Origin of the sequence: Candidatus Allofournierella excrementigallinarum, assembly GCF_944388085.1 — a bacterium.
Classification (GTDB): Bacteria; Bacillota; Clostridia; order Oscillospirales; family Ruminococcaceae; genus Allofournierella_A; species Allofournierella_A excrementigallinarum.
Window position 1 is genome coordinate 1 of record NZ_CALXHK010000008.1, and the last position, 23,109, is coordinate 23,109.

The 23,109-nt window shown below is 65.9% G+C and carries 26 protein-coding genes; 18 read left to right on the forward strand and 8 right to left on the reverse strand.

Annotation, left to right across the window (positions count from 1 at the left end):
* The 9 genes from ACH2AT_RS02530 to ACH2AT_RS02570 all read left to right on the forward strand — a co-directional run.
* A partial coding sequence (locus ACH2AT_RS02530) for a F0F1 ATP synthase subunit A (RefSeq protein ID WP_394963328.1) occupies window positions 1-501 on the forward strand: 501 nt, incomplete at its 5' end.
* Window positions 502-595: 94 nt separating this feature from the next.
* Window positions 596-862, forward strand: coding sequence for an ATP synthase F0 subunit C (gene atpE / locus ACH2AT_RS02535; protein ID WP_177522697.1), 267 nt, complete (start codon window positions 596-598; stop codon window positions 860-862).
* 39 nt (window positions 863-901) lie between these two features.
* Entirely contained in the window at window positions 902-1,408 is a 507-nt protein-coding gene (gene atpF, locus ACH2AT_RS02540; protein ID WP_177522698.1) for a F0F1 ATP synthase subunit B, read from the forward strand.
* On the forward strand, window positions 1,405-1,941 hold the full coding sequence (gene atpH, locus ACH2AT_RS02545; RefSeq protein WP_394963330.1) for an ATP synthase F1 subunit delta: 537 nt from the start codon (window positions 1,405-1,407) through the stop codon (window positions 1,939-1,941). The genes atpF and atpH overlap by 4 nt, the downstream gene beginning before the upstream one ends.
* A 17-nt stretch (window positions 1,942-1,958) precedes the next feature.
* Window positions 1,959-3,479 (forward strand): F0F1 ATP synthase subunit alpha, encoded by a 1,521-nt coding sequence (gene atpA / locus ACH2AT_RS02550; RefSeq protein ID WP_394963332.1) that lies wholly within the window; start codon window positions 1,959-1,961, stop codon window positions 3,477-3,479.
* Window positions 3,480-3,492: 13 nt separating this feature from the next.
* Window positions 3,493-4,344, forward strand: coding sequence for an ATP synthase F1 subunit gamma (gene atpG, locus ACH2AT_RS02555; protein ID WP_394963334.1), 852 nt, complete (start codon window positions 3,493-3,495; stop codon window positions 4,342-4,344).
* A 38-nt stretch (window positions 4,345-4,382) separates the two neighbouring features.
* Window positions 4,383-5,786, forward strand: a complete 1,404-nt coding sequence (atpD, locus tag ACH2AT_RS02560) for a F0F1 ATP synthase subunit beta (protein WP_394963336.1) — start codon at window positions 4,383-4,385, stop codon at window positions 5,784-5,786.
* A complete protein-coding gene (atpC, locus tag ACH2AT_RS02565) occupies window positions 5,783-6,190 on the forward strand; it encodes an ATP synthase F1 subunit epsilon (protein WP_394963337.1) in 408 nt (135 codons plus the stop codon). Before atpD ends, atpC begins: the two co-directional genes overlap by 4 nt.
* Window positions 6,191-6,213: 23 nt before the next feature.
* Window positions 6,214-6,399 carry a hypothetical protein gene (locus ACH2AT_RS02570; RefSeq protein ID WP_394963339.1) on the forward strand — a complete coding sequence of 62 codons (186 nt, stop codon included), beginning with the start codon at window positions 6,214-6,216 and terminating at the stop codon, window positions 6,397-6,399.
* 140 nt (window positions 6,400-6,539) lie between these two features.
* Here the strand turns inward: ACH2AT_RS02570 and ACH2AT_RS02575 are convergent, their stop codons facing one another.
* Both ACH2AT_RS02575 and trkA read right to left on the reverse strand, forming a co-directional pair.
* Window positions 6,540-7,988, reverse strand: a complete 1,449-nt coding sequence (locus ACH2AT_RS02575) for a TrkH family potassium uptake protein (RefSeq protein WP_394963341.1) — start codon at window positions 7,986-7,988, stop codon at window positions 6,540-6,542.
* A gap of 44 nt (window positions 7,989-8,032) precedes the next feature.
* On the reverse strand, window positions 8,033-9,391 hold the full coding sequence (gene trkA / locus ACH2AT_RS02580) for a Trk system potassium transporter TrkA (protein WP_394963343.1): 1,359 nt from the start codon (window positions 9,389-9,391) through the stop codon (window positions 8,033-8,035).
* Between the two features lie 261 nt (window positions 9,392-9,652).
* On the opposite strand from trkA, the gene ACH2AT_RS02585 reads away from it, so the two are divergent.
* The 4 genes from ACH2AT_RS02585 (at window position 9,653) to ACH2AT_RS02600 (ending at window position 14,278) form a co-directional block, all read left to right on the forward strand.
* On the forward strand, window positions 9,653-11,005 hold the full coding sequence (locus ACH2AT_RS02585) for a hypothetical protein (protein WP_394963345.1): 1,353 nt from the start codon (window positions 9,653-9,655) through the stop codon (window positions 11,003-11,005).
* 37 nt (window positions 11,006-11,042) lie between these two features.
* The gene (locus ACH2AT_RS02590) at window positions 11,043-11,633 is read left to right on the forward strand and encodes an AAA family ATPase (protein WP_394963346.1); all 591 of its coding nucleotides are present in this window, start codon (window positions 11,043-11,045) and stop codon (window positions 11,631-11,633) included.
* A 63-nt stretch (window positions 11,634-11,696) separates the two neighbouring features.
* The gene (locus tag ACH2AT_RS02595) at window positions 11,697-12,728 is read left to right on the forward strand and encodes a S66 peptidase family protein (protein ID WP_394963347.1); all 1,032 of its coding nucleotides are present in this window, start codon (window positions 11,697-11,699) and stop codon (window positions 12,726-12,728) included.
* Window positions 12,729-12,871: 143 nt separating this feature from the next.
* Window positions 12,872-14,278, forward strand: a complete 1,407-nt coding sequence (locus tag ACH2AT_RS02600; protein WP_394963348.1) for an NAD(P)/FAD-dependent oxidoreductase — start codon at window positions 12,872-12,874, stop codon at window positions 14,276-14,278.
* A gap of 50 nt (window positions 14,279-14,328) precedes the next feature.
* Here the strand turns inward: ACH2AT_RS02600 and ACH2AT_RS02605 are convergent, their stop codons facing one another.
* On the reverse strand, window positions 14,329-15,015 hold the full coding sequence (locus ACH2AT_RS02605) for a DUF4830 domain-containing protein (RefSeq protein ID WP_394963349.1): 687 nt from the start codon (window positions 15,013-15,015) through the stop codon (window positions 14,329-14,331).
* A gap of 129 nt (window positions 15,016-15,144) precedes the next feature.
* Here ACH2AT_RS02605 and ACH2AT_RS02610 point away from each other — a divergent pair, with 129 nt between their 5' ends.
* Window positions 15,145-15,912: a type III pantothenate kinase gene (locus tag ACH2AT_RS02610; RefSeq protein WP_394963351.1), complete on the forward strand. Its 768-nt coding sequence runs from the start codon at window positions 15,145-15,147 to the stop codon at window positions 15,910-15,912.
* Window positions 15,913-15,964: 52 nt separating this feature from the next.
* Here the strand turns inward: ACH2AT_RS02610 and ACH2AT_RS02615 are convergent, their stop codons facing one another.
* Window positions 15,965-16,789 (reverse strand): glycerophosphodiester phosphodiesterase family protein, encoded by an 825-nt coding sequence (locus tag ACH2AT_RS02615; RefSeq protein WP_394963353.1) that lies wholly within the window; start codon window positions 16,787-16,789, stop codon window positions 15,965-15,967.
* A 158-nt stretch (window positions 16,790-16,947) separates the two neighbouring features.
* Here ACH2AT_RS02615 and ACH2AT_RS02620 point away from each other — a divergent pair, with 158 nt between their 5' ends.
* The 4 genes from ACH2AT_RS02620 to ACH2AT_RS02635 all read left to right on the forward strand — a co-directional run bounded on the left by ACH2AT_RS02620 (window position 16,948) and on the right by ACH2AT_RS02635 (window position 21,182).
* The gene (locus tag ACH2AT_RS02620) at window positions 16,948-17,634 is read left to right on the forward strand and encodes a response regulator (protein WP_177522402.1); all 687 of its coding nucleotides are present in this window, start codon (window positions 16,948-16,950) and stop codon (window positions 17,632-17,634) included.
* Window positions 17,635-19,191 (forward strand): ATP-binding protein, encoded by a 1,557-nt coding sequence (locus tag ACH2AT_RS02625; protein ID WP_394963355.1) that lies wholly within the window; start codon window positions 17,635-17,637, stop codon window positions 19,189-19,191. It abuts the gene before it with no gap.
* 117 nt (window positions 19,192-19,308) lie between these two features.
* On the forward strand, window positions 19,309-19,791 hold the full coding sequence (locus ACH2AT_RS02630; protein ID WP_394963357.1) for an RNA polymerase sigma factor: 483 nt from the start codon (window positions 19,309-19,311) through the stop codon (window positions 19,789-19,791).
* 2 nt (window positions 19,792-19,793) lie between these two features.
* Window positions 19,794-21,182 (forward strand): hypothetical protein, encoded by a 1,389-nt coding sequence (locus ACH2AT_RS02635; RefSeq protein ID WP_394963358.1) that lies wholly within the window; start codon window positions 19,794-19,796, stop codon window positions 21,180-21,182.
* Between the two features lie 34 nt (window positions 21,183-21,216).
* Here ACH2AT_RS02635 and ACH2AT_RS02640 read toward each other — a convergent pair whose 3' ends face one another.
* The 4 genes from ACH2AT_RS02640 to ACH2AT_RS02655 are packed head-to-tail and all read right to left on the reverse strand — an operon-like array spanning window position 21,217 to window position 22,859.
* Window positions 21,217-21,411 carry a PspC domain-containing protein gene (locus ACH2AT_RS02640; protein WP_394963360.1) on the reverse strand — a complete coding sequence of 65 codons (195 nt, stop codon included), beginning with the start codon at window positions 21,409-21,411 and terminating at the stop codon, window positions 21,217-21,219.
* 28 nt (window positions 21,412-21,439) lie between these two features.
* Complete coding sequence (locus ACH2AT_RS02645) at window positions 21,440-21,829, reverse strand: hypothetical protein (RefSeq protein WP_394963362.1); 390 nt, start codon at window positions 21,827-21,829, stop codon at window positions 21,440-21,442.
* The gene (locus tag ACH2AT_RS02650; RefSeq protein ID WP_394963364.1) at window positions 21,829-22,542 is read right to left on the reverse strand and encodes a DUF1700 domain-containing protein; all 714 of its coding nucleotides are present in this window, start codon (window positions 22,540-22,542) and stop codon (window positions 21,829-21,831) included. The genes ACH2AT_RS02645 and ACH2AT_RS02650 overlap by 1 nt, the downstream gene beginning before the upstream one ends.
* Window positions 22,539-22,859, reverse strand: a complete 321-nt coding sequence (locus ACH2AT_RS02655) for a PadR family transcriptional regulator (RefSeq protein ID WP_394963366.1) — start codon at window positions 22,857-22,859, stop codon at window positions 22,539-22,541. Before ACH2AT_RS02655 ends, ACH2AT_RS02650 begins: the two co-directional genes overlap by 4 nt.
* Window positions 22,860-23,109: the final 250 nt, after the last annotated feature.

Here is a 23,109-nt window from a genome sequence, read left to right on the forward strand (position 1 = left end):
ATCGGGGCGCTGTTCAGCTATTCGGCGCTGTGCAGCCTGTCCAGCCTGATCGGGCTGTACCCCGCCACCAGCGACCTGTCCACCGAGCTGTCCTGGGCGCTTTTGGTGTTCGTGATGATCACCTGCACCAAAATCAAGACCGGCGGCCTGAAGGGCTATCTCGTGGGCTTCACCACCCCCATCCCGGTGTTCACCCCCTTCAACATCATCAGCGAGCTGGCAACGCCCATCTCCATGGCCTTCCGTCACTTCGGCAACATCATGTCCGGCGGCGTCATCAGCACGCTGGTCTACGCCGCGCTGGCGGTGGCCAGCAACGCCCTGCTGGGCATGCTGCCGGGCGCGCTGGGCGAGGTGCTCGGCCTCATCCCCCTCTTCCAGCTGGGCATCCCGGCGGTGCTGTCCATCTACTTTGACCTGTTCAGCAGCTTCATGCAGGCCTTCATCTTCTGCATGCTCACCATGCTGTACATCGCCAACGCCGCCGAGGCGGACGGCTGACCCTTTTTGACCCGACGCGGCCGCCGGCCGCGAGGAAAACGCCCCCCGAGGGGGGCGGCATACACAAAGTACTTCATTTTAGGAGGAACTATCTATGATGGAAAAAGCAATCGTTCTGGCCGGCTGCGCCATCGGCGCGGGTCTCGCTCTGATCGCCGGCATCGGCCCCGGTATCGGCGAAGGTTACGCCGTGGGCCAGGCCTGCACGGCCATCGGCCGCCAGCCCGAGTGCAAGGGCGACGTGACCAGCACCATGCTGCTGGGCTGCGCCATCGCCGAGACCACCGGTATCTACGGCTTCGTCACCGGCCTGCTGCTGCTGTTCGTCGCGCCGGGCATGTTCATCGGCATGCTGGGCTGAAAACAGGCCCCGATAAGCCGCAGGAAAGGGGAATGACCATTGGAACAATTTAAAGATCTGGTCACCATAACGCCCTGGCACATGGTCATGATGCTGGGCAACCTGCTGATCCTCACGCTGATCGTCAAGAAGCTGCTGTTCGAGCGGGTGCAGAAGGTGCTGGACGAGCGCCAGGCCCGGGCCGACGCCATGCTGGACGACGCCCGCAGGGCCAAGGAGACCGCCGAGGCCGAAAAGGCCGAGTATGAGAGCCATCTGGCCACGGCCAAACAGGAAGTGGCCGACATGCTGGCCCAGGCGGACAAGACCGCCGCGGCCCGCAGCGAGGAGACCCTCGCCGCCGCCCGCGCCCAGGCCGCCCAGATGAAGCAGAAGGCCGAGGCGGAGATCGAGCAGGCCCGCAAGAAGGCTTTGAACGACGCCAAGGACGAGATCGGCGGCATGGCCATGGCCATTGCCAGCAAGGTGGTGGAGCGGGAGATCAGCGAGGCCGACCACAAGGCCCTGATCGACAGCTTCATCGAAAACGTGGGTGACGCGTCATGACCGCCGCGGGCGCCGAGTACGGCGGCGCTCTCTATGAGCTGGCCGCCGAGGAGGGGCTGGAGGAGGTCATCCTGGAGCAGCTGGGCGAGGTGCGCCGGCTGCTGGCCGAGAACCCCGCCTGGGAAAAACTGCTGGCGATGCCCAGCGTGCCCAAGGCCGAGCGCTGCGCTGCGCTGGACGAGGCCTTCGGCGGGCAGGCGGAGCCGTATCTGCTGAATTTCCTCAAGCTGCTTTGCGAAAAGGGCGCCATCCGCGCCCTGCCGGACTGCCTCAAGGAATACCGGGCGCGCTACAACGCCGCCCACGGCATCCTGGAGGCCACGGCGGTGACGGCGGTGCCCATGAGCGAAGGGCAGACCGAAGCGCTGAAGAAAAAGCTGGAGGCGCTCACCGGCAAGACCATTGCCCTCACCGCCCGGGTGCAGCCCGGGTGCCTGGGCGGCGTGCGGCTGGAGGTGGAGGGCGCCTGGCTGGACGGCACGGTGAAGAACCGGCTGGATGAGGTGCGCCGCCTGCTGGCAGCCACATTGTAATCGGAGAAGGTGAAAGAATGCAATTGAAACCCGAAGAGATCACCCGGATCATCAAGGCGCAGATCAAGCACTACCAGAACGTCATCGAGCAGAGCGAGACCGGCACCGTGATCCTGGTGGGCGACGGCATCGCCCGGGCGGTGGGTCTGGAAAAATGCATGAGCGGCGAGCTGGTGGAGTTTGAAAACGGCGCCTACGGCATGGCCCAGAACCTGGAGGAGAACAGCGTCTCCATCGTGCTTTTGGGCGACGAGGAGGGCATCAAGGAGGGCAGCGTGGTCAAGCGCACCGGGCGCGTGGTCAGCGTGCCCGCCGGCGAAGCCCTCATCGGCCGCGTGGTGAACGCCCTGGGCCAGCCCATCGACGGCAAAGGCCCCATCGAGGCCAAGGAATACCGGCCCATCGAATCCCCCGCGCCGGGCATCATCGAGCGCCAGAGCGTCTCGGTGCCGCTGCAGACCGGCATCAAGGCCATCGACTCGATGATCCCCATCGGCCGCGGCCAGCGCGAGCTCATCATCGGCGACCGCCAGACCGGCAAAACGGTCATCGCCACCGACACCATCATCAACCAGAAGGGCGTCGGCGTCATCTGCATCTACGTGGCCATCGGCCAGAAGCAGAGCACCGTGGCCCAGCTGGTGAACACGCTGGAAGAAAACGGCGCCATGGACTACACCATCGTGGTGTCCGCCTCCGCCAGCGAACTGTCGCCGTTGCAGTACATCGCCCCCTACGCCGGCTGCGCCATGGGCGAATACTTCATGAGCCAGGGCAAGGATGTGCTGGTCATCTACGACGACCTCTCCAAGCACGCCGTGGCTTACCGTGCCCTCAGCCTGCTCATCCGCCGTCCCCCGGGCCGTGAGGCCTACCCCGGCGACGTGTTCTATCTCCACAGCCGCCTGTTGGAGCGCGCGGCCCGCATCGCCCCCGAGTACGGCGGCGGCAGCCTGACCGCCCTGCCCATCATCGAGACCCAGGCGGGCGACGTGTCCGCCTACATCCCCACCAACGTCATCTCCATCACCGACGGCCAGATCTTCCTGGAGAGCGAACTGTTCCACAGCGGCGTCATGCCGGCGGTGAACCCGGGCATCTCGGTGTCCCGCGTGGGCGGCAACGCCCAGATCAAGGCGATGAAGAAGGTGGCGGGCAGCCTCAAGCTCATCTACAGCCAGTACCGCGAGCTGCAGAGCTTCGCCCAGTTCGGCTCCGACCTGGACGCCGACACCAAGGCGCGCCTTGCCCAGGGCGAGCGCATCGTGGCTGTGCTCAAACAGGACCGCAATTCCCCCATCCCGGTGGAAAAGCAGGTGTGCATCCTCTACGCCGTCACCAAGGACTGCCTGAAGGACGTGGCCGTGGAGGACGTGAAGGAGTACGAAAAGGGCCTGTACGAGTACATGGACGCCCATGGAGCCGGGGTCCTTTCCGCCATCCGCACCACCGGCAGGCTGGAAGAGGACACCGAAAAGGCCCTCGCCGCGGCGCTGGACGATTACACCCGGCAGTTTTTGAACGCCCGGGCGAAGTGAGGAGGCAGAGCGTATGGCAGGCGCGTCCATGAAGGACATCAAACTGCGCATCAAAAGCGTGGAAGGCACCATGCAGATCACCAAGGCCATGGAGCTGGTGGCCTCCTCCAAGCTGCGCCGCGCCAAGGAGCGGGTGGAGCACAGCCGCCCCTACTTTGACGCGCTCCATGCGGCGCTGGATGACATCGCCTATTCCAACGACGAGTTCCGCTCGCCCTATACGGCCCAGCGCCCGGTGAAGACCAGCTGCTATGTGGTCATCGCCGGCGACCGCGGCCTTGCCGGCGGCTACAACGCCAACATCCTCAAGGCGGTGGCCGCCCACGCCGAAGGCAAAAACTGGTGCGTTCTGCCCATCGGCAAAAAGGCGCTGGAACATTACCGCCGCCGGGGCGTGCCCGTGGTCACCGACCGCTACGCCGTGGCCGCGGAGGTGGAGATGAGCGGCTGCTACGACATGGCCCGCACCCTGGCGGGCGGCTTTGTGAAGGGCGAATTTGACGAGATCATCCTGGCCTACACCAACTTCGTCTCCATGCTCAGCCAGCAGCCGGCCACCCTGAAGCTGCTGCCGCTGAACTACCGGCAGGCAGAAAAGGGCGCCGGCCCCCTCATGACTACCCTCTACGAGCCGGACTGCGAGACGGTCTACAACGCCATCGTGCCGGAGTATCTGGCGGGCCTCATCTGGGGGGCTTTGTGCGAATCGGTGGCCAGCGAGCTGGGCGCCCGCCGCACCGCCATGGACGCCGCCAGCAAGAACGCCGGCGAGATGATCGAAACCCTGAGCCTGCACTACAACCGGGCCCGGCAGGCGGCCATCACCCAGGAAATCACCGAGATCGTGGCGGGCGCCGAGGGCTGAAACGCCCGCGGCAAACGCCGAAAAAAGGAGAAATGTCCATGCCGAATCAATACGAGGGCACCGTGGTGCAGGTCATCGGCCCGGTGCTGGATATCAAATTCCCCGACGGCCAGCTGCCCGGCCTGCTCAACGCCATCCGGGTGGAGAACGGCGGCAAGAGCCTGATCGTGGAGGTGGCGCAGCACATCGGCGACAATGTGGTGCGCTGCATCGCCATGAGCAGCACCGACGGCCTGGTGCGCGGCGCCAAAGCCGTGGACACCGGCGGCCCCATCAGCGTGCCGGTGGGCCGCGAGTGCCTGGGCCGCATCTTCAACCTGCTGGGCGAGCCGGTGGATAACCTGCCCGCCCCCGAGACCGCGGAGCGCTGGCCCATCCACCGGGACCCCCCCAGCTATGAGGAACAGCAGAACACCACCGAGATCCTGGAGACCGGCATCAAGGTGGTGGACCTGATCTGCCCCTACGCCAAGGGCGGCAAGATCGGCCTGTTCGGCGGCGCCGGCGTGGGCAAGACCGTGCTCATCATGGAGCTCATCAACAACGTTGCCAAGCAGCACGGCGGCCTGTCGGTGTTCACCGGCGTGGGCGAGCGCACCCGCGAGGGCAACGACCTTTACAACGAGATGAAGGAGTCGGGCGTCATCAACAAGACCGCCCTGGTCTACGGCCAGATGAACGAGCCGCCGGGAGCCCGCATGCGGGTGGGCCTGTCCGGCCTGACCATGGCCGAGTACTTCCGCGACAAGGAGCACCAGGACGTGCTTCTCTTCATCGACAACATCTTCCGCTTCACCCAGGCCGGCAGCGAGGTGTCGGCGCTGCTGGGCCGCATGCCCAGCGCCGTGGGCTATCAGCCCACCCTTGCCACCGAGATGGGCGCGCTGCAGGAGCGCATCACCTCCACCAAAGAGGGCTCCATCACCAGCGTGCAGGCGGTGTATGTGCCGGCGGACGATCTGACCGACCCCGCCCCCGCCACCACCTTCGCCCATCTGGACGCCACCACCGTTCTGTCCCGCGCCATTTCCAGCCTGGGCATCTACCCGGCGGTGGACCCGCTGGATTCCACCAGCCGCATCCTCTCCCCCGACGTGGTGGGGCAGGAGCACTACGAGGTGGCCCGCGGCGTGCAGCAGGTGCTGCAGCGCTACAAGGAATTGCAGGACATCATCGCCATCATGGGCATGGACGAGCTGAGCGAAGAGGACAAGGTCACTGTCAACCGCGCCCGCAAGATCCAGCGTTTCCTCAGCCAGCCCTTCACCGTGGCCGAGCAGTTCACCGGCATGGAGGGGCGGTATGTGCCGCTGAAAGAGACCATCCGCGGCTTCAAGGAGATTTTGGAAGGCAAACACGACGGCCTGCCCGAGTCGGCGTTCCTGTTCAAAGGCGCCATCGACGAGGTGGTCGCCGCGGCAAGGAAAGGTGAAACCGCATGACCAGTTTTCCGCTGCAGATCGTCACCCCCGGCGGCCAGGCCTATGACGGCATGGCCCAAAAGCTCTTCTGCCGCACCATCACCGGCGACGTGGCCATCCTGGCCCGCCACTGCGATTATCTCACTGCGGTGGGCATGGGCGAGGCCCGGGTCACCGCCGAGGACGGAACGGTGCGCCGCGCCGCCTGCATCGGCGGCATGCTGTCGGTGGCGGGGGGCAGGGTGCGGCTGATGGCCAACACCTTCGAGTGGGCCGAGGACATCGACGCCGCCCGGGCCGAAGCCTCCGAGGCGCAGGCAAGGCGGCAGCTGGAGCAGACGGACCTTTCCGCCCGCGACCGGGAGCTGGCCGCCGCCAAGCTGCGGCGCGCCCAGGTGCGCCAGAGCGTGGCCGCCCGCCGCTGAGCGGCAAAGGAGGGAACAGACCCATGGACCTGGAACGTCTCACCGCCCTGCTGGACGCCCTCACCGGCCGCTGGCCCCAGGTGCTGGCCGCTTTTGGCGGCGCGGCGCTGGCGGCGGGGCTGCTGGGCGCGCTCACCCGCGCCCTGGGCGTCAAGGAGGACGACGGCCTCAAGGGCCTGCGCGGCCGGAAGGACGGGCCTTCGGCCTGAAACAATATGGATTATTTTTAAAAAATATCCAAAAAGTAAAACCCCTGCCGTGTGGCAGGGGGTTTTGTTTGCCGCGGATACGGCGCAAAGGAGCGGCGCCGCGGGAAAAAGCCGGCGGGCGGGGGCCGCCCGGCCAAAGGTCACAGCCGGCGGCTCCAGCTGTGGCGGCTGAACAGCGCCAGCAGGGGGAAAATTTCCAGGCGGCCCAGCAGCATGTCCAGCGTCAGCACCAGCTTGGACAGGTCGCTGTAGCAGTCGTAGTTCACCATGGGGCCCACCGCGTCGAAGCCGGGGCCGATGTTGTTGAAGCAGGAGAACACGGCGGAGATGTTGCTCTCCAGGCTGAGCTCGTCCAGCGAGATGACCACGAAGCTGCCGAAGAGGATGAGCACATAGGCCACCAGATAGGCGCTCACGTTGTGGAGCACATCGTCCTCCACCACCTTGCCGTTCACCCGCACCAGCTGCACGCTGTTGGGGCGCAGGGTCCGGCGCATGGCGCGGCGCAGGCTTTTCAGCATGAGGGAAAGGCGGATCACCTTCAGGCCGCCGCCGGTGGACCCCGCGCAGGCGCCCACCGCCATCAGGCAGAGCAGGATGGCCTTGGAAAAGGCGGGCCAAACGTCAAAATCCACCGTGGAAAAGCCGGTGGTGGTCATGATGCTGCTCACCTGGAAATAGGCGTGGCGGATGCGCTCGGAAAGATCGGGGATGAGGTCCCGGATGTCCCAGGCGATGAGCGCGCCGGCGACCAGCAGGATGAGGAAATAAAGCCGCACCTCCTCGTCCTTCACCGCAAGGCCCACCTTGCGCAGAAGCAGCAGGTAATACACCGAGAAATTCACCCCGAACAGGGCCATGAACACGGTGACCACCCATTGCAGATAGGGGCTGTAGCTTGCCATGCTGTCCGCCTTGATGCCAAAGCCGCCGGTGCCGGCGGTGCCGAAGGCGGTGCACAGGCTGTCGAACAGGGACATGCCCCCCGCCAGCAAAAACAGGATGCAGGCCAGGGTGAGCGCCAGATAGATGGCGTAGAGGATCTTGCTGGTCTGGCGCAGCCGGGGGGTGAGCTTGCTCACCGTGGGCCCCGGGCTCTCCGCCTGCATCAGGTGCAGCGCGCCGCCCTGCCGCGCGGGCAGGATGGCCAGCATGAACACCAGAATGCCCATGCCGCCCAGCCAGTGGGTGGCGCTGCGCCAGAACAGAAGGCCCCGGCTCATCTCGGCGGGGTCCGCCAGGATGGAGGCGCCGGTGGTGGTGAAGCCGCTCACCACCTCGAACAAAGCGTCGATGTAGCTGGGGATCTGGCCGCTGATGTAAAAGGGCAGGCAGCCCAGCAGCGACAGCACGATCCAGCACATGGCCACCGTCACAAAGCCCTCGGGGGCGAAGATGCTGCCCCGGGCCCGGCGGCCCACCAGCAGAAACAGCCCGGCGCACACGCCCATGATGAGCAGCGACGCGCCGAAGGCGAGGGCGGAGTGCCCGTCCCGGTCCACCCAGCACCACACAAGGCTGGGCAGCATGAAGGCCATCTCCAGAAGGATGATGGACCCGATGGTATGGTTGATCGCTCGAAAATTCAAGTCCGCACCTCCTCTTCACAAATTCCCGACGGCGGGCGCGCCCGTCACACGAACAGATCGTTCAGCTGCATCACGGGGGCGTCCAGCGTGCTCACCGCCACCACCGTGTCGCCCACGTCAAAACTGGAGGTGCCGTCCGGGATGATGGTGTCGGCGCCCCGGCTGATGCAGGAGATCAGCACGCCCCGGCGCAGGGGCACGTCTTTCAGGGGCACGCCCCGGTGATGGGTGTGTTCATCCACCCGGAACTCCATGGCGGCGGCGTTGCCCTCGGCGATGAGGTGCAGCGCCAGGATCTTGCCGGTCTTGTTCTGCATGCCCCGCACATAGCGGGCGATGAGCGCGCTGCACAGGTCCTTGGGGCTCACGATGCTGCCGATGTCCAGCGCCTCGAACATCCGGTTGTACTCCAGGCGGTTGACCTTGGTCACCACCTTGGGCACCCCCTGGCTGTGGGCGTACATGCTCAGCACGATGTTCTCCTCGTCGATGCCCGTCAGGCTGACCAGGGCGTCGGCCTCGCCCAGGCCCTCGCTCTCCAGAAAACTCTGGGAGGAGCCGTCCCCCAGCACCACCGCCGCGCCGGGCAGGTTCTCCGCCAGAAAGCGGGCGCGGCTGGGGTTCTGCTCGATGATCTTCACGCTCAGGTGGGCGTCCAGCAGGCGCTGGGCCAGATAAAAGCTGATGTGGCCGCCGCCCACCAGCATCACCCGGCGGACCTTCTGTTTGGCGATGCCCAGGTTCTTGATGAGCTGGGCCAGGTTCACCGCCCGGGCGGTGACGAAGATGCGGTCGTCCTTTTTCAGCTCGAAGCTGCCGTCGGGGATGACCACCTGACCGGCGCGCAGCGCGGCGCAGACCAGCACCTTCACCTGGGCGATCTTGTAAAGCTGGTGCAGCGCCACGCCCTCCAGCCGGCTGCCCTCGTCCACCCGCAGGCCCACGATCTCCACCCGGCCCTTGGCAAAGCTGTCCCGGTGCAAAAAGCTGGGGAACTGCAGCAGATGGAAGATCTCCCGCGCCGCCGAAAGCTCCGGGTTGATGGTCATGGAAAGGCCCAGCTCCTCCCGCATGAAGAAGAGCTGTTCGGTGTAGTCCGGGTTGCGCACCCGGGCGATGGTATGCAGGCGGCTGTTCATCTTTTTTGCCGTCAGGCAGCACAGCAGGTTGATCTCGTCGGCGCTGGTGGCCGCGATGAGCAGGTCCGCCTTTTCCACCTGCGCCTGGCGCAGGGCCTCCATGGTGGCGGCGTTTCCCTGCACCGCCATCACGTCGTACTGGTACATGTTGGCCTGCAGCACAACGGGGTTGGAATCCACGATGGTGACCTCGTGGCCCTCGTGCAGCAGCTGCCGCGTCAGGGCAAGGCCCACCTTGCCGTCGCCGGCAATAATGATCTTCATGGCACACACCTTTATTCTGGGTTTTGGTCCGTTTGCGGCCCGTGGGCGCAAAACTGATTATAGTATACGAGTTCAGCGGAAAATGCACAAGCGGTATTTTGCTTTTTGGCGCCGAACAGGGTCGAAACGCCTCCCCGCCGCCTCCCCGAACGCCTTTTTGCCGCGCTTGACAGTGCGCCCCAAAATGGGATACCATAAAACCAAACACAGAACGCCGCGCCGGTGCCCAAAGGCTTCGGGCGGCAGCGGGGGACGAGCGATATGCAGAACGCGAAGAACCTTTACATCCTCAGCGGCACCAATGCCTTCACCCGGGGCGAGCTGGACAACGTGGCCCTCACCGAGGACGGCGTGTGCCTGGAGCAGGCGGCGGGCCGCCATGTGCTTTACGGATGCTTCACCTCCCAGCCGGTGAACCTGCCCGCCTTTGACCGGCTGGTGATGAGCTGGAACGCCGACACGCCGCCGGGCACCGTGGTGGAGGCCCAGGCCCGGGTGCGGGCGGGCGAGGAGTGGAGCGGCTGGCTCAGCTTCGGCAAGTGGAGCCCCTACATCCAGCGGGCCAGCGTCACCGGCAGCGAGGCGGACCCGGTGTTCATGTGGCACAATGTGCTGCACGTGGGCAGGGGCCGCGCCGTGCAGGCCCAGCTGCGCATCTATCTTTACACCGACGACGAGCGCCTCACCCCCCGGGTGTGGCTGCTGGCCGCCAGCGTGCGCCCGGTGGACGGGCAGGCCCAGCCTCCCGCCCTTTACAGCCGGGCCCTGCACCTGCCCGCCTACAGCCAGAAGCTGCGGGACCCCTCCCTGCGGGACGGCATGAGCACCCCCGTCACCCTGGCGAGCCTGCTCAACCGCTGGGGGCAGGACGTGCTGCCCGAGGAGCTGGGCCAGTCCATGCTGGACCACGGCGACGCGGACATGGGCACCCGCAACTTTTCCTTTGCGGCGGCGCTGGCCGGCTGCTACGGCTACCGGGCGTATCTTGCCTATCTGGATCCGGAGCGGCTGTGGCAGTGCGTCAAACAGGGCGACTCGGTGGGCGTGTTCATGCGCTACGCCGCCAGCGAGGAGCAGGCGGAGGCCGACGGCAAGGCGTACCTGCCCGGGGCCTTTGCCGACGTGGAAGCCCAGATGATGGCCCTGCGGGGCTTTGAGACCGGGGAAAAGGGCGCTTTTGCCCTGGTGAACGACAGCCTCGCCCCCACCGACGCGGAGGCCGAGCGCTCCTACCCGCTGGACGCCTTCTGGAAGGCCTACCAGGGTCTGGCGCTGGTCATCACCGGGCGGCAGAAGGGCCGGGGCGAGGGATGCCCCCACCGCCGCCATGCCCGGCTGCGGGCGCTGGAGCAGGTGGGCGCCTATATGTTCCAGGACGAGAACGGCGCCGACCTGCCCCTGCCGGAGGGGTTTGCCGGCACCCTGGCCTGCGCCGTGACGGACGGCACCGTGCACGCCACCACCGCCCACAAGGCCTTCCGCTTTTTGAAGCCCACGGCCCAGGGGGGCGTGCAGCTGCCGCCGGAGCTGTTTGGCGGCAAGGGCCGCATCACCGTCTATGCCATCGACCCCAGCGGCTGCACGATGGTGGGCGACGTGCACCTGCCGGGCTGAGGGCGGAACGGAAACGGCATCAAAAGGGGGTAAGACCATGAAATACAGCGTCATCACCATCGGGCGGGAGTTCTGCACCGGCGGGTTGGACATTGCCCGCAAAGTGGCGCAGAGCCTGGGCGCGCCCATGTACGACAAGGAGCTCATCACCCTGGCCGCGAAGGAGAGCGGCCTGTCGGAACAGGCCGTCGCCGCCGGCGAAAAGCGCCCCAGCGGCAGCCTGCTCTATAACCTCTACACCATGGGCAGCGACCTGCCCCTGAGCGATCAGGTGTTCGTGGTCCAGTCCCAGATCATCCGGGGCCTGGCGGACAAGGGCCCCTGCGTCATCGTGGGCCGCTGCGGCGACTATGTGCTGCGGGGCCGCAACGACGTGCTGCGGGTCTTTCTCCACGCGCCGCTGGAGTTCCGCCGCCGCCGTGCCCAGGCGCAAGGGGCCGTGCCCGCCGGCGCCGACGAGCGCACCGCGAACGCCCTGGTGGAAAAGGAGGACCGCCGCCGCGCCGCCTATTATAATTTCTACAGCGAATACCGCTGGGGCGAGGCCGGGCACTACGACCTGTGCCTCAACACCGCTTTGGGCGACGAGGCCTGCGCGGACCTGATCCTGCGGGCGGCCCAAGGCTGAAAACACACCGCTTCCCGCCGCGAACGCGGCGGGAAATAATTTTATGGGAAGGGGGGCTGCACAATGATAAAAACCGTGGGCGTGGTCAGCCTGTCCGCCGGGACGCTGGGGGAGGAGTTTGTCCGCCATGAACTGGAGCTGGGGGTGCGCCGGCTGGAACACTATGGCCTCCGGGTGAAATTTATGCCCCACGCCCTCAAAGGCATCCACTACGTGAAGGCACACCCGGAACAGCGGGCCGCCGACCTGCTGGATGCCTTCCGGGACCCGGATGTGGACCTCATCCTCTGCGCCATCGGCGGCGACGATACCTACCGGCTGCTGCCGTACCTCTTCGACGAGGGCCAGCTTGAAAAGGCTGCTTGCCGAAAACCCTTCCTGGGCTTTTCCGACTCCACCGTCAACCACTTTATGCTGCACAAGGTGGGCCTGCCCACCTTTTACGGCCAGGCCTTTTTGTCGGACGTGTGCGAGATGGACAAGGAGATGCTGCCCTACACCCGGCGGTATTTTGAGGAGCTGCTGCGCACCGGCTCCATCCATCAGGTGAAACCCAGCGAGGTGTGGTACGAGGGCCGCGCCGACTACAGCCCCGCCCGGCTTGGCACGCCGCTGCCCGCCCACCCCGCCGAAGGCTGGAAGCTGCTGCAGGGGCCGCCGGTGTTCAGCGGCAAGATCCTGGGCGGCTGCCTGGACACCATCCATGACTTTTTCGACGGCGAACGCTACGCCGGCATGCCCGCCCTGTGCCGGCAATACGGCCTGTTCCCCGACGCGGCGGACTGGCAGGGCCGCATCCTGCTGCTGGAGACCAGCGAGGAACAGATGAGCCCGGAAAAGTTCAGCCGCGCCCTGGGCTTCTTAAAACAGGCGGGGGTGTTCAGGGCGGTGAGCGGCATCCTGTTCGGCCGCCCCATGGACAACGTGCACCGAAAGGAATACCACCGGCGGCTGATGGCGGCGGTGGACGACCCAGCCCTTTCCATCCTGGCGGATGTGAGCGTGGGCCACGCCCTGCCCCGGTGCATCCTGCCCTTCGGGGTGAACGCCCGGGTGGACGCGCAGGCCCAGACCATCACCTTCGAAGGCCCGTGAGGGCCAAAAATCCTCTGCTTGACAAAAGTATTACTTTGTGCTAATAATAAAAGGGATAAGGCAAAGCAAAGCCCCCTGCCGGCGTCCGCTGGCGGGGGGCCTTTTCATGCCCGCACAAGAAAGGGAACAGGAGGTCATTCACCATGTACGATCTTGTGATCGTTGGCGCCGGCCCCGCCGGCATTTTCACCGCGCTGGAGCTGCTGCGCAAAGGCAGAAAAGAAAAGATCGTCATCGTCGAAAAGGGCAGGCCGGTGGAAAAGCGCCACTGCCCCAAGGCAGAGACCGGCCGCTGCATGAACTGCAAGCCCTACTGCCACATCACCACCGGCTTTTCCGGCGCGGGCGCTTTTTCCGACGGCAAGCTGAGCCTGTGCTATGAGGTGGGGGGCGAACTGCCCGGCCTCATCGGCGAAGAATTTGCCCAGAGCCTCATCGACTACACCGACGGCATCTATCTGGAGTTCGGCGCCGACCCCCATGTGGAGGGCGTCTACGACGGCGAGGAAATTCGCGAGATCCGCAAGAACGCCATCAAGGCGGGCCTCAAGCTGGTGGACTGCCCCATCCGCCACCTGGGCACCGAGAAGGCCCAGGACCTGTATCTGGCGCTGCAGAACCATCTGCTGGCCGAGGGCGTGGAGATGCGCTTTGACACCGAATGCGTGGATCTGCTCATCGAGGGAGGCGTCTGCCGCGGCGTGAAGGTGCGCGCGGCAAAGGGCGGCGCCGAGGAGGAAATTCTGGCCCGCCGCACCGTGGTGGCCACCGGCCGCCGGGGCGCCGACTGGCTGGAGCGCCGCTGCGCCCAGCACGGCATCGCCCACAAGCCCGGCACCGTGGACATCGGCGTGCGGGTGGAAGTGCGGGGCGAGGTGATGGAAAAGGTGGACCGGGTGCTGTATGAATCCAAGCTCATCGGCTACCCCAAGCCCTTCAAGAACAAGGTGCGCACCTTCTGCCAGAACCCCGGCGGCTTCGTCAGCCAGGAAAACTACGACAACGACCTGGCGGTGGTGAACGGCCACTCTTATAAAGAAAAGAAAAGCAACAACACAAACCTTGCCATCCTGTGCAGCCACAACTTCACCGAGCCCTTCAACCAGCCCATCGAATATGCCCAGAAGGTGGGCGAGCTCACCAACATGCTGGGCGCGGGCCACATCCTGGTGCAGCGCTACGGCGACATCCTGGACGGCAAGCGCACCTGGCCCAAGGAACTGAGCCAGAGCAACGTGCGCCCCACCCTGGTGGACGCGGTGGCCGGCGACATCACCGCCGCCATGCCCTACCGGGCGATGACCAACATCATCGCCTTCATCCAGATGCTGGACCAGGTGGTGCCGGGCTTCGCCAGCGACGAGACCCTGCTCTACAGCCCCGAGCTGAAGTTCTACTCCAACAAGGTCAAGATGGATGCGGACCTGGTCACCAACGTGGCGGGCCTGCACTGCCTGGGCGACTCCTGCGGCTGGACCCGCGGCCTGATGATGGCCAGCGTCATGGGCGTGCTCATGGGCCGCAAAATTGCCCAGTGGGACGCGGAATAAACAAAATGAAAAATGCCCCGGGGCCGCCATGGCTCCGGGGCTCAAGTTTTTTACTCGATGGGCACGGCGCCCGCGTCCTCGAGGCTGATTTCGCCTCCGGTCTCGGCGGCCTCTCCGGTCAGGGGGGCGTTCACCGCGGCGGCCCCATCGGCGGCCGGGGCGGCGGTGGAGGCCGCGTCCTCCCCAAAGCCGGCGGCTGTCTCGGCGGCCTGCTCGTCGGTCAGGGGCGCGGCGGTGGCCGCGGCGCTCACAAGGCCGGTCACCTCGCCGCTGGGCGAAGCCAGCAGGTAAGCGCCCACCGGCTCCTCCTTATACACCAGCAGAACGCCGCTCACCTTGTTCTCGCCGGTGCTGCGCCCGGGGCACAGCACCACCCATTTTTCCACTGTCTTGTTTTTGTACTTTTCCAGCGACAGGCCGCTCTCCTTCACCACCGTGTTGAAGGCGGAGAAGCTCTCGTCCCAGCTTTTGGGAATTTTCACCTTATCCACCGTGGCGGTGGCAAGGTCCACCTCCAGCCCGAAGGCCTTGAAGAAGGCCTGGATGTCGTCGGTGCCCTCGATCTTCATGGCGGTGGGGTCCGCCTGGGCGGCCTCGCCGTTCGCGGCGGCGGGGGCCGCGTCGTCCTCCATGAAAAAGCTGCCGACGGCGAACACCGCGCCCGCCAGCGCCACGCCGCACACCGCGACGGCGCCCAGCCGGCGCAGGCCGTTTTTGCCGAATGTCAACACAAACATGTCTCGTACCCTCCTCGTTTGTCGTGGGAACTCCTGTTTATACCTATTCCGCCGTATGCCGCTTTATTCTTGCGCAAAGGCGGATGGCGGGGTATACTGAAAACAAACAAGGACCCGGGAGGGAACAGAATGGTTCTTTTGGTGGATATGGGCAATACCCGGCTGAACATGGCCGGCTGGGAAGAGGGCAGGGCGGCCTTTTCGGCCGAAACGCCCACCGACCGCAGCTGGAACGCCGGCAGCTGCGCCGCCGCGCTGGCAAAGGTGCTGGCCCCCTTCGGCGTGGGGCGGTGGGAGGGGTGCGCGCTGTCCAGCGTGGTGCCCGCCCTCACCGACGCGGTGCGGCAGGCCCTTTTTTCCGTCACCGGCAAGGAGCCGGTGGTGCTGGGAACTTCCAACATCAGTTTCAGGGTGCTCACGAAGGACCCGGTGGGCGCGGACATGCTGGCCGGGGCCGAGGGGGCGCTGGCCCGCGTTCCCATGCCCGCCATCGTGGCGGACCTGGGCACCGCCACCACCTTCTGCGCCCAGAACAAGGCGGGGGACGTGCTGGGGGTGGCCATCGCCCCGGGGGTGGCCCTCGGCCTAAACGCCCTGGTGGACCGGGCCAGCCATCTGCGCTCCATCGCCTTCGAGCCGCCGGGCCCCGCCATCGGCGCCACCACCGCCGAGAGCATGCGCAGCGGCGTGATCTACGGCGCGGCCTGCCTTGTGGACGGCATGTTCCGCCGCATGGCCGCCGAGATGGACGAGACCGAGGGCGCGCCCAGCCTCCTGCTCACCGGCGGGCTGGCGGGCCTTGTGGCCCCTTATTGCGAGACAAAGCCCGCCCTCGCCCCCGGCCTGCTGCTGGAAGGGCTCTACCGCTGCTACCTGCGGGCCAAGGGGGAAAAATGAAAAAACGCCCGCCCCGGCGGCTGCCGGGGCGGGCGAAGCTGTGTTCAGGGTTTTAATAGCGGGCGGGCGGGGCATAATGCTCAAAGATGACCCCGTCGTACTCGCCGGTGAGGGCGGCGTGGTCCATGCCCGGACGGGCGGTCCAGAACACCTTCATGGGGCCGAAGGCCTCGATGAGGCGCACCGCCGCGTTTTTGGGGTTCGGGCCCCAGGCGATGAACTGGGGCCGGGCCAAAAAGTTGCCCATGCAACGGCTCAGCACAAAGGAGCCGATGAGGCTGCTGCCGTCCTTGCGGAAGGAAGCGCAGCTGTCCGACAGCTGGCCCCGCAGGATGTCCGGCGCGTTGCGGCGGAACCACGCCACGATGGTGGGGTCAAAGCTCTCCACGCAGAAAGCGCCGTCGTAGCTTCGCAGCAGCGCCAGCGTTTTTTGGCACAGCTCCTTGTTCCGGGGGCCGCTCTTCAGCTCCACGATGAGGGGCGTGCGCCCGGCCACCGTGGCCAGCACCTCGGTAAAAAGCGGCATATGATGCCCGGTGCCGCACAGGGGCATCTCCTTCAATTCCGCCCAGTCAAAAGCGTCCACCCGGCCGGCCACCCCGGTCACCCGGTCCAGCGTGTCGTCGTGGAACACCACCACTTCGCCGTCCTTCGAGAGCTGCACGTCCAGCTCCATGCCGTAGCCCGCGTCGGCCGCGGCGGCAAAGGCGGCAAGGCTGTTTTCCGGCACCGACTTGTCCGGGCTGTGCAGCCCCCGGTGGGCGTAGCACCAGCCAGAGAACGGCGCCTTTTTGGCAAAGGGCGCATGCCCCGGCAAAAGCAGAAACAGGGCCAGCAGCGCCAGCGCGGCGGCTGCCAGCAGACATTCGATGATCATTTCCCTCACACCCTCCTTTTCAGGGATGGCTTTATTGTACCGCCCCGGCGGGCCACCGTCAACGAAAAGCGGGGCTTTTTTGGCGCTGTTTCACACTTTCGCCACATTCACCCGCTATGATGAAAGAGTAGAAAAAGACCGCAAGGGAGGCACAAAGCATGGCAAAAATTCTGATTGTGGACGACGAGCCCCGCATCCGGGACCTGATCCGGGCACATCTGGAGCATGAGGGCTTTTCCTGCGAGGAGGCGGGGGACGGCGGCGCCGCCCTGGCCGCCCTGTCCGGCGGGGACGTGGATCTGGTGATTTTGGACATCATGATGCCCTTTGTGGACGGCATGACCTGCCTGAAGGAGATGCGCAGCCGCAAGATCACCACCCCGGTCATCATGCTCACCGCCCGGGGCGAGGAATACGACAAGCTGGCGGGCCTTGAGGGCGGAGCGGACGACTATGTGGTCAAGCCCTTCAGCCCCCGGGAGCTGGTGGCCCGGGTGAAGGCGGTGCTGGGGCGCACCATGCCCCGGGCCGAGGCCGAGGGCGGCACCCACACCTTTGGCGGGCTGGTGATCGACCAGGCCAGCCACAGCGTGAAGGTGGACGGCCAGGAGGCCAGCCTCACCCCCAAGGAGTTCGACCTGCTGGTGTTTCTGGCCACCAACCGGGGCATCGCCCTCAGCCGCGAGCGCATCCTGCAAAAGGTGTGGAACTACGACTACTTCGGCGAGGACCGCACGGTGGACACCCACATCAAGATGCTCCGCAGCCATCTGGGCCGCTATCGGGACGCCATCGTCACCGTGTGGGGCATCGGCTACAAATTCGATCCGGACGCGGTGAAGTAAATGAACACAGCAAAGAAAGCGGCGGCCCGCGCCGGGCGCGGGGCCTTTTTCAGCCTGCGCTATCAGATGATGATCGTGTTCTGCGTTGTGGTGGCGCTGGTGCTGGGGCTGGTGTGGTTCATCTCCGCCCAGCTGCTGCAGCCGCTCTACAACCGGCACATCTACAATTACCTCAACACCCAGGTGGACCGGCTGGCGGCCATGATCGAAAGCTGCGACGCGCCGGTGAGCTACCGGGCCTTCGCCTTTTCCGATGCGGTGAAGAACGACGAGTTCTGGGCCAGCGTGGACGAGGCCGCGCGGGACGGGCGGCTCGACTTCCGCAACTGCTGCGTGGACATCGCCGATTCCACCCTGCGCCATGTGGCCAGCAGCGAGAATGTCTATCCCTGCCTGCTGCACGAGTCGGCGGGCGATCTGTTCGGCGGCAAGATCACCACCAAGCGGGACAGCGACACCATCATCGCCTTCCGTCAGGCGGTGATGACGGGCGGCTCGGTGCGCCAGATCGTGGGCACCTCCAGCGGCGCCCAGCAGATGGTGGTGGGCAAGCTGGCCCAAAACGGCGAGTGGGGCAGCTACTCGGTCATCATCTCCACCACCCTCACCCGCGTCAGCGAGGCGGCGGTGGTGCAGGGCCAGCTGATGCCCGCCATCTTCGTGTGCATGCTGGCGCTGGCGGTGGGGGTGTCCTGGCTGCTCAGCCGCTGGCTCACCCGGCCTTTGAGCGAACTGTCCGGCGCGGCGAAAAAGATGGCCGACGGCGACTATTCCGTGCGGGTCAGCGTGCCCCATTCCGACGAGATAGGCCGCCTGGCGGAGGAGTTCAACCACATGGCGGACCAGGTGTCCCGCTCGGCCCAGCTCCAGCGGGAGCTGCTGGCCAACGTCAGCCACGACCTGCGCACGCCCCTCACCCTCATCAAGGGCTATGCCGAGACGGTGCGCGACCTCACCGGCGACGACGCGGCCAAGCGCACCGACCAGCTGAACGTCATCGTGGACGAGACCGACCGGCTGTCGGGCCTTGTGAACAGCGTGATGGAACTGTCCAAGGTGTCCAGCGGCACCGAGCAGCCCCAGCGGGTGCGCTTCGACATGAGCCAGCTCTGCGAGGAGGTGGCCCAGCGCTACGAGGCGGTGTGCGCCCAGAACGGCTGCCGGCTCCAGCTGCAGGCGGACGAGCCCTGCATGGTCAGCGCCGACCCGGCCATGATGGAGCGGGTGCTCCATAACCTCTTGGGCAACGCCATGCACCACGTGGGCGAGGACGGCGTGTTCATCCTGCGGGTGACGCCGAAAGACGGCTGCGCCCGGGTGGAGGTGGAGGACCACGGCGCGGGCATCGCCCCCGAGGACCTGCCCTACATCTTCGACCGCTACTACCGCAGCCGCTCCGACGCGGGCAAGGTGGGCACCGGGCTGGGCCTTTCCATCACCAAGGCCATCCTGCGGGGCCACGGCTTCCGCTTCGGGGTGGACAGCACCGTGGGCAAAGGCACGACCTTCTGGTTCGAGGCCGCCGACGAGGCCCCCGGCGAGGCAAAGCACAAATAATAACGGACGAAAGGGGCCGCCCTGGGAAAAACAGGGCGGCCCCTTTTGCTTTTTTTGCCCGCCTGTGCAATAATAGGCGGTGGAAAAAAGTATAAAAAACGGAAGGGGGCGCGGGGCATGAAGCTTGCGGCAGACAGAGTGCTCACGCCGGAAGAGGCGGTGGAGCATTACGGCCCGCTGGTGCTGCGCACGGCCTTTGGACTTGTGAAGAACATGCAGGACGCCGAGGACATCGCCCAGGAGGTGTTTTTGACCCTGCTCAAAAAAGCCCCGGCCTTCGACGGCCCCGACCACCAGCAGGCCTGGCTGCTGCGCTGCACCATCAACCGCTGCAAAAGCCATTTCCGCAGCGTGTGGCAGAGCCGCACCGACGGCCTGGACGAAAACCTCAGCGTGCCCTTCACCCCCGCCGAGAACGAGGTGATGAAGGCGGTGGGCGGCCTGCCCATGAAATACCGGCAGGTCATCTATCTGCACTACATACAGGGCTATTCCACCGCCGAGATCGCAAAGCTGCTGGAGCTGAACCAGAACACCGTGCTCAGCCAGCTGGCCCGGGGCCGGGCACTTTTGAAAAAAGCGTTGAAAGGGGAGTTTTGACCATGCCCGACCACAAAGACTACCAGAGCGCCATGGACAAGGTCGCCCCCAGCGAGGACTGGAAGGCCGCCACCCTGCAAAAAATGGCCGCCGCCCGCGCCCAGCAGGAAAAAACCAAGGCCGCCCCCCGGCTGCGGGTGGCCAAAAAGGTGGGCATCCCCCTGGCCGCGGCCGCCGCGGTGGCCCTGCTGGCGGTGCCCGCGGCGCTGCGCAGCGGGCTGTTTGCCGACTCCGGCGGCACGGCGGCCCCCTCCGCGGCGCTGTTCAGCGCCGCCGCCTACAGCGAAACTGCCCCCGAGACAGCCAGGACCGAGGACGCCCTGCAGGACGAAGCCCAGCAAAAGAGCGCCGCGCCCCCCGTGCGGGACTTTGATTTGGGCGAGTACGAGGGCCTGCCGGTGCTGGTGCTGGGGGACGACTCCGGCGGCATGGGCGGCGGGGCGACCTTTGTGGCCGAAAGCCTGGACGACATCCGGGGAAATAACCCCACCTGGAACATCTCCGCCAACCAGCTGCCCGCCACCCTGCCGGTGTGGCATGCCCAGAGCGGCGGGAACGCCGCCCCTCTCGCCGGCCTGTTGAACGCCACCGCCGAAGCCCTGGGCCTGCCTTTGGTGCAGGACGAGGCGGAGGAGGCCCCCACCGGCTACCCCAGCCCGGAGCTGTGGCCCTATAACCTGTCCGGCAGCCTGATGGACCCGGATCACTGGGAGCCGGAACTGCCCCTGCATGAACAGCTGGACCCCTCCAAGGCAAAGGCGTGGAACGTTTCCGCCTCCGGCACCACGGTCAACGCCTTCCGGGACGGGGATGGAACGTTGGGCGACCCCCGGGCGGGGGACGAGGCGGCCCTGGCCCTGTTCGGGGAGCTGGCGGGCATTGAAACGCCCGGATACGAGCTGTGCACCGATGTCAACTATTACGGCGAGGAGAACTGCTTTCAGCACTTCTGCTTTGAGGCCGGAGGCGCCACGGTGACCGAACGCCTCCTCAATTACAGCTTCCGACGGGTGAAGGGGAATCTGGACGGCGCCGGCGAACTGTCTCATTTCAACCTGACCTTCCCGCCCGAGAGCGAAACGGTGGGCGACTACCCCCTGCGCACCCCCGAGGAGGCAAAGGCCGCCCTGCAAACGGTGCTGGACGAGGAGCAGGCCAGCGGCATGCGGGAGTACGACCTCTCGGCGGAGCAGGCGGAGGGCTGGCAGCTGGAATATGCCCAGAGCAGCCTCAACCCCTACATCCAGCCGGTCTACCGCTTCTGGCTGAAAACGGATCTGACCCCCGAAGAAGCCTTTTATGAGAACGCCGGGGGCAACGTGTATGTGAGCTACACCGTCAGCGCCTTGCCGGAAGGCTACTGCATCCCCTTTGAGGAAGCGTTCAACTAAAAAAATCCCCCGCCGCGGCGGGGGATTTTTTGCTTCAGCCATTATAGGGCGGCTCGGGCATGATGATGGCCGCCACGATGTAGGCGATCAGGCCGCTGCCCCACCAGATGGTCAGGGCCACGGCGGCAAGACGCACCAGCGTGGGGTCCAGGTTGAAGTACTCGGCGATGCCGCTGCACACGCCGCACAGCATCTTTTCGCGCCCCTTGTAAAGCCGTTTCGGTTCCATTGTTTCCTCCTTGCAAAACGCCGCTCGCTCAATCAAAGAATGCGCCGGGGCCCCAGCAGACGCCGCTTTGGCCGGCGTGCAGGCTGTCGGCCCAGTTTTCCACGCCGTCGGCCCAGCGGTCCACGTCGTCCTCAAAGTCGTCGGCCCAATCGTTCATGTCGTCCTCGAAATCATTGGCCCAATCGTCCATATCGTCTTCAAAGTCCTCGGCCCAGTGCTCCGCGTCATCGGCCCAGCCCAAAGCCCGCTCCAGCCAGCCGGGCACCCAGCCGTGGTAGTGGCGCTGGGAAAGATTGGTGTAGTTCATCGCCTGCCGCGCCGCCGCCGGGCCGCCGGTGGCATAGCCCATCAGCATCAAAGTAAGGCCCAGCACCGCCACCGCGACGGCCACGGCGAAAACCTTTAAGATCCCCTTCATCACTTTGCCTCCTTTTTCCCGGTCAGGGCCCGCCAGGCCCGCTTTGCCAGCCGCCAGCACGCCGGCAGCAGCCAGGCCACCAGCCACACCGCCGCCGTGATGAGGGCGACGCCCAGGGCCAGGGCCAGCAGGCACAGCCCCACCATGAACAGGCCCACCGGGATGCCCGCCCCAAAGGCGGCGGGGGTGTTGGCCACCAGCACCGTCACGATGCCGATGACGGTGCCCACGCCCCCGAAGAAGAAGCCGAAGGCCGCGCCCACGATGCCCATCAGCACGCCGAAAACGGCGCCCGCCAGGCCGATCCACAGCGGGAACAGCACCACCGCCAAAATGATGAGCAGGATGGTGCGGTCGCTCATGCCCTTGCGCGGCGGCGCAGGCGGCACCGCGCCGGGCCGCGCATAGGGCGGCAGGGGAATGGAAGCCCCCGCCGCGGCGGAAGAAGCCGGCGGCGCGCCGGAGCCCGCGGGGCCCCCTGCTTGCGCTTCCTGCGCCGCGTTTTCCTGCTGCACCCGGCTGCCGGGCACGTTGGCCCGGATGATGGCGGCCACCTTTTCCGGGCTGCCCAGTTCCGCCAGCACCTGGGCTTCCTGCTGGGGGCCGGCGTCATCCAGATATTCCTCGTAAAAACGGATGGCCTCGGCCCGCTCCTCATCCGTCACGTCGCTCAGCAGCTCAGCCAGCCGCCGCAAAAATTCTTCCCGGGTCATTGTGCATCCCCCTCGTTCAATAGCATTGCGTCGACCGCCTGCCGGTATTCCACCCATTCCGCCCGCAGTTTTGCCAGCGTCTCGGCTCCGGAGGGCGTCAGCCGGTAATACCGCCGGTTGCGCCCGGCGAACTCCTGGTCGTAGGTTTCAAGATGGCCTTCCTTTTGCAGCCGGCGCAGCACCGGGTAGAGGGTGCTCTCGCTGACCACCATGATTTGGCGCACCTGCTGGGTGATGCGGTAGCCGTAGGTGGGTTCCCGCTCGGCAGTGCTCAGCACCAGCGCGTCCAGCAGAGCTGCCCCTGTGTTGAACGCCATGCCATCGCCTCCTTTGTGGTTCTGGCAATATTGTATTGCGTATAATATTAAATGTCAATAGGATATTGCAAAAAATAAAAATACCCCGCACATCCCCGCCGGCAGGCGCGCGGGGGAGAAAGCTGGGGCCGGAAAAGCGCCCCGGGGAAAGGGGCTGGGAGAGGCGGGCGCCGGCAGGCGGAGGCCAAGTGCGGCGGGAACAGCGGCAGCGGGGGGTGGCCGGAAAAGGAACGCCCTGTCCGGGCCGCTC

Excerpts from the sequence above, each read along its gene's own strand:
- ACH2AT_RS02600 (WP_394963348.1), top strand. The coding sequence starts at position 12,872 with ATGTACGATCTTGTGATCGTTGGCGCCGGCCCCGCCGGCATTTTCACC.
- ACH2AT_RS02655 (WP_394963366.1), bottom strand. The coding sequence starts at position 22,859 with ATGGCGTTCAACACAGGGGCAGCTCTGCTGGACGCGCTGGTGCTGAGC.
- ACH2AT_RS02615 (WP_394963353.1), bottom strand. The coding sequence starts at position 16,789 with ATGATCATCGAATGTCTGCTGGCAGCCGCCGCGCTGGCGCTGCTGGCC.
- ACH2AT_RS02625 (WP_394963355.1), top strand. The coding sequence starts at position 17,635 with ATGAACACAGCAAAGAAAGCGGCGGCCCGCGCCGGGCGCGGGGCCTTT.
- ACH2AT_RS02585 (WP_394963345.1), top strand. The coding sequence starts at position 9,653 with ATGCAGAACGCGAAGAACCTTTACATCCTCAGCGGCACCAATGCCTTC.
- ACH2AT_RS02630 (WP_394963357.1), top strand. The coding sequence starts at position 19,309 with ATGAAGCTTGCGGCAGACAGAGTGCTCACGCCGGAAGAGGCGGTGGAG.
- trkA (WP_394963343.1), bottom strand. The coding sequence starts at position 9,391 with ATGAAGATCATTATTGCCGGCGACGGCAAGGTGGGCCTTGCCCTGACG.
- ACH2AT_RS02650 (WP_394963364.1), bottom strand. The coding sequence starts at position 22,542 with ATGACCCGGGAAGAATTTTTGCGGCGGCTGGCTGAGCTGCTGAGCGAC.
- ACH2AT_RS02640 (WP_394963360.1), bottom strand. The coding sequence starts at position 21,411 with ATGGAACCGAAACGGCTTTACAAGGGGCGCGAAAAGATGCTGTGCGGC.
- atpH (WP_394963330.1), top strand. The coding sequence starts at position 1,405 with ATGACCGCCGCGGGCGCCGAGTACGGCGGCGCTCTCTATGAGCTGGCC.
- atpD (WP_394963336.1), top strand. The coding sequence starts at position 4,383 with ATGCCGAATCAATACGAGGGCACCGTGGTGCAGGTCATCGGCCCGGTG.
- atpA (WP_394963332.1), top strand. The coding sequence starts at position 1,959 with ATGCAATTGAAACCCGAAGAGATCACCCGGATCATCAAGGCGCAGATC.
- atpE (WP_177522697.1), top strand. The coding sequence starts at position 596 with ATGATGGAAAAAGCAATCGTTCTGGCCGGCTGCGCCATCGGCGCGGGT.
- ACH2AT_RS02620 (WP_177522402.1), top strand. The coding sequence starts at position 16,948 with ATGGCAAAAATTCTGATTGTGGACGACGAGCCCCGCATCCGGGACCTG.
- ACH2AT_RS02590 (WP_394963346.1), top strand. The coding sequence starts at position 11,043 with ATGAAATACAGCGTCATCACCATCGGGCGGGAGTTCTGCACCGGCGGG.
- ACH2AT_RS02570 (WP_394963339.1), top strand. The coding sequence starts at position 6,214 with ATGGACCTGGAACGTCTCACCGCCCTGCTGGACGCCCTCACCGGCCGC.
- ACH2AT_RS02595 (WP_394963347.1), top strand. The coding sequence starts at position 11,697 with ATGATAAAAACCGTGGGCGTGGTCAGCCTGTCCGCCGGGACGCTGGGG.
- ACH2AT_RS02610 (WP_394963351.1), top strand. The coding sequence starts at position 15,145 with ATGGTTCTTTTGGTGGATATGGGCAATACCCGGCTGAACATGGCCGGC.
- atpG (WP_394963334.1), top strand. The coding sequence starts at position 3,493 with ATGGCAGGCGCGTCCATGAAGGACATCAAACTGCGCATCAAAAGCGTG.
- ACH2AT_RS02605 (WP_394963349.1), bottom strand. The coding sequence starts at position 15,015 with ATGTTTGTGTTGACATTCGGCAAAAACGGCCTGCGCCGGCTGGGCGCC.
- ACH2AT_RS02635 (WP_394963358.1), top strand. The coding sequence starts at position 19,794 with ATGCCCGACCACAAAGACTACCAGAGCGCCATGGACAAGGTCGCCCCC.
- ACH2AT_RS02645 (WP_394963362.1), bottom strand. The coding sequence starts at position 21,829 with ATGAAGGGGATCTTAAAGGTTTTCGCCGTGGCCGTCGCGGTGGCGGTG.
- atpC (WP_394963337.1), top strand. The coding sequence starts at position 5,783 with ATGACCAGTTTTCCGCTGCAGATCGTCACCCCCGGCGGCCAGGCCTAT.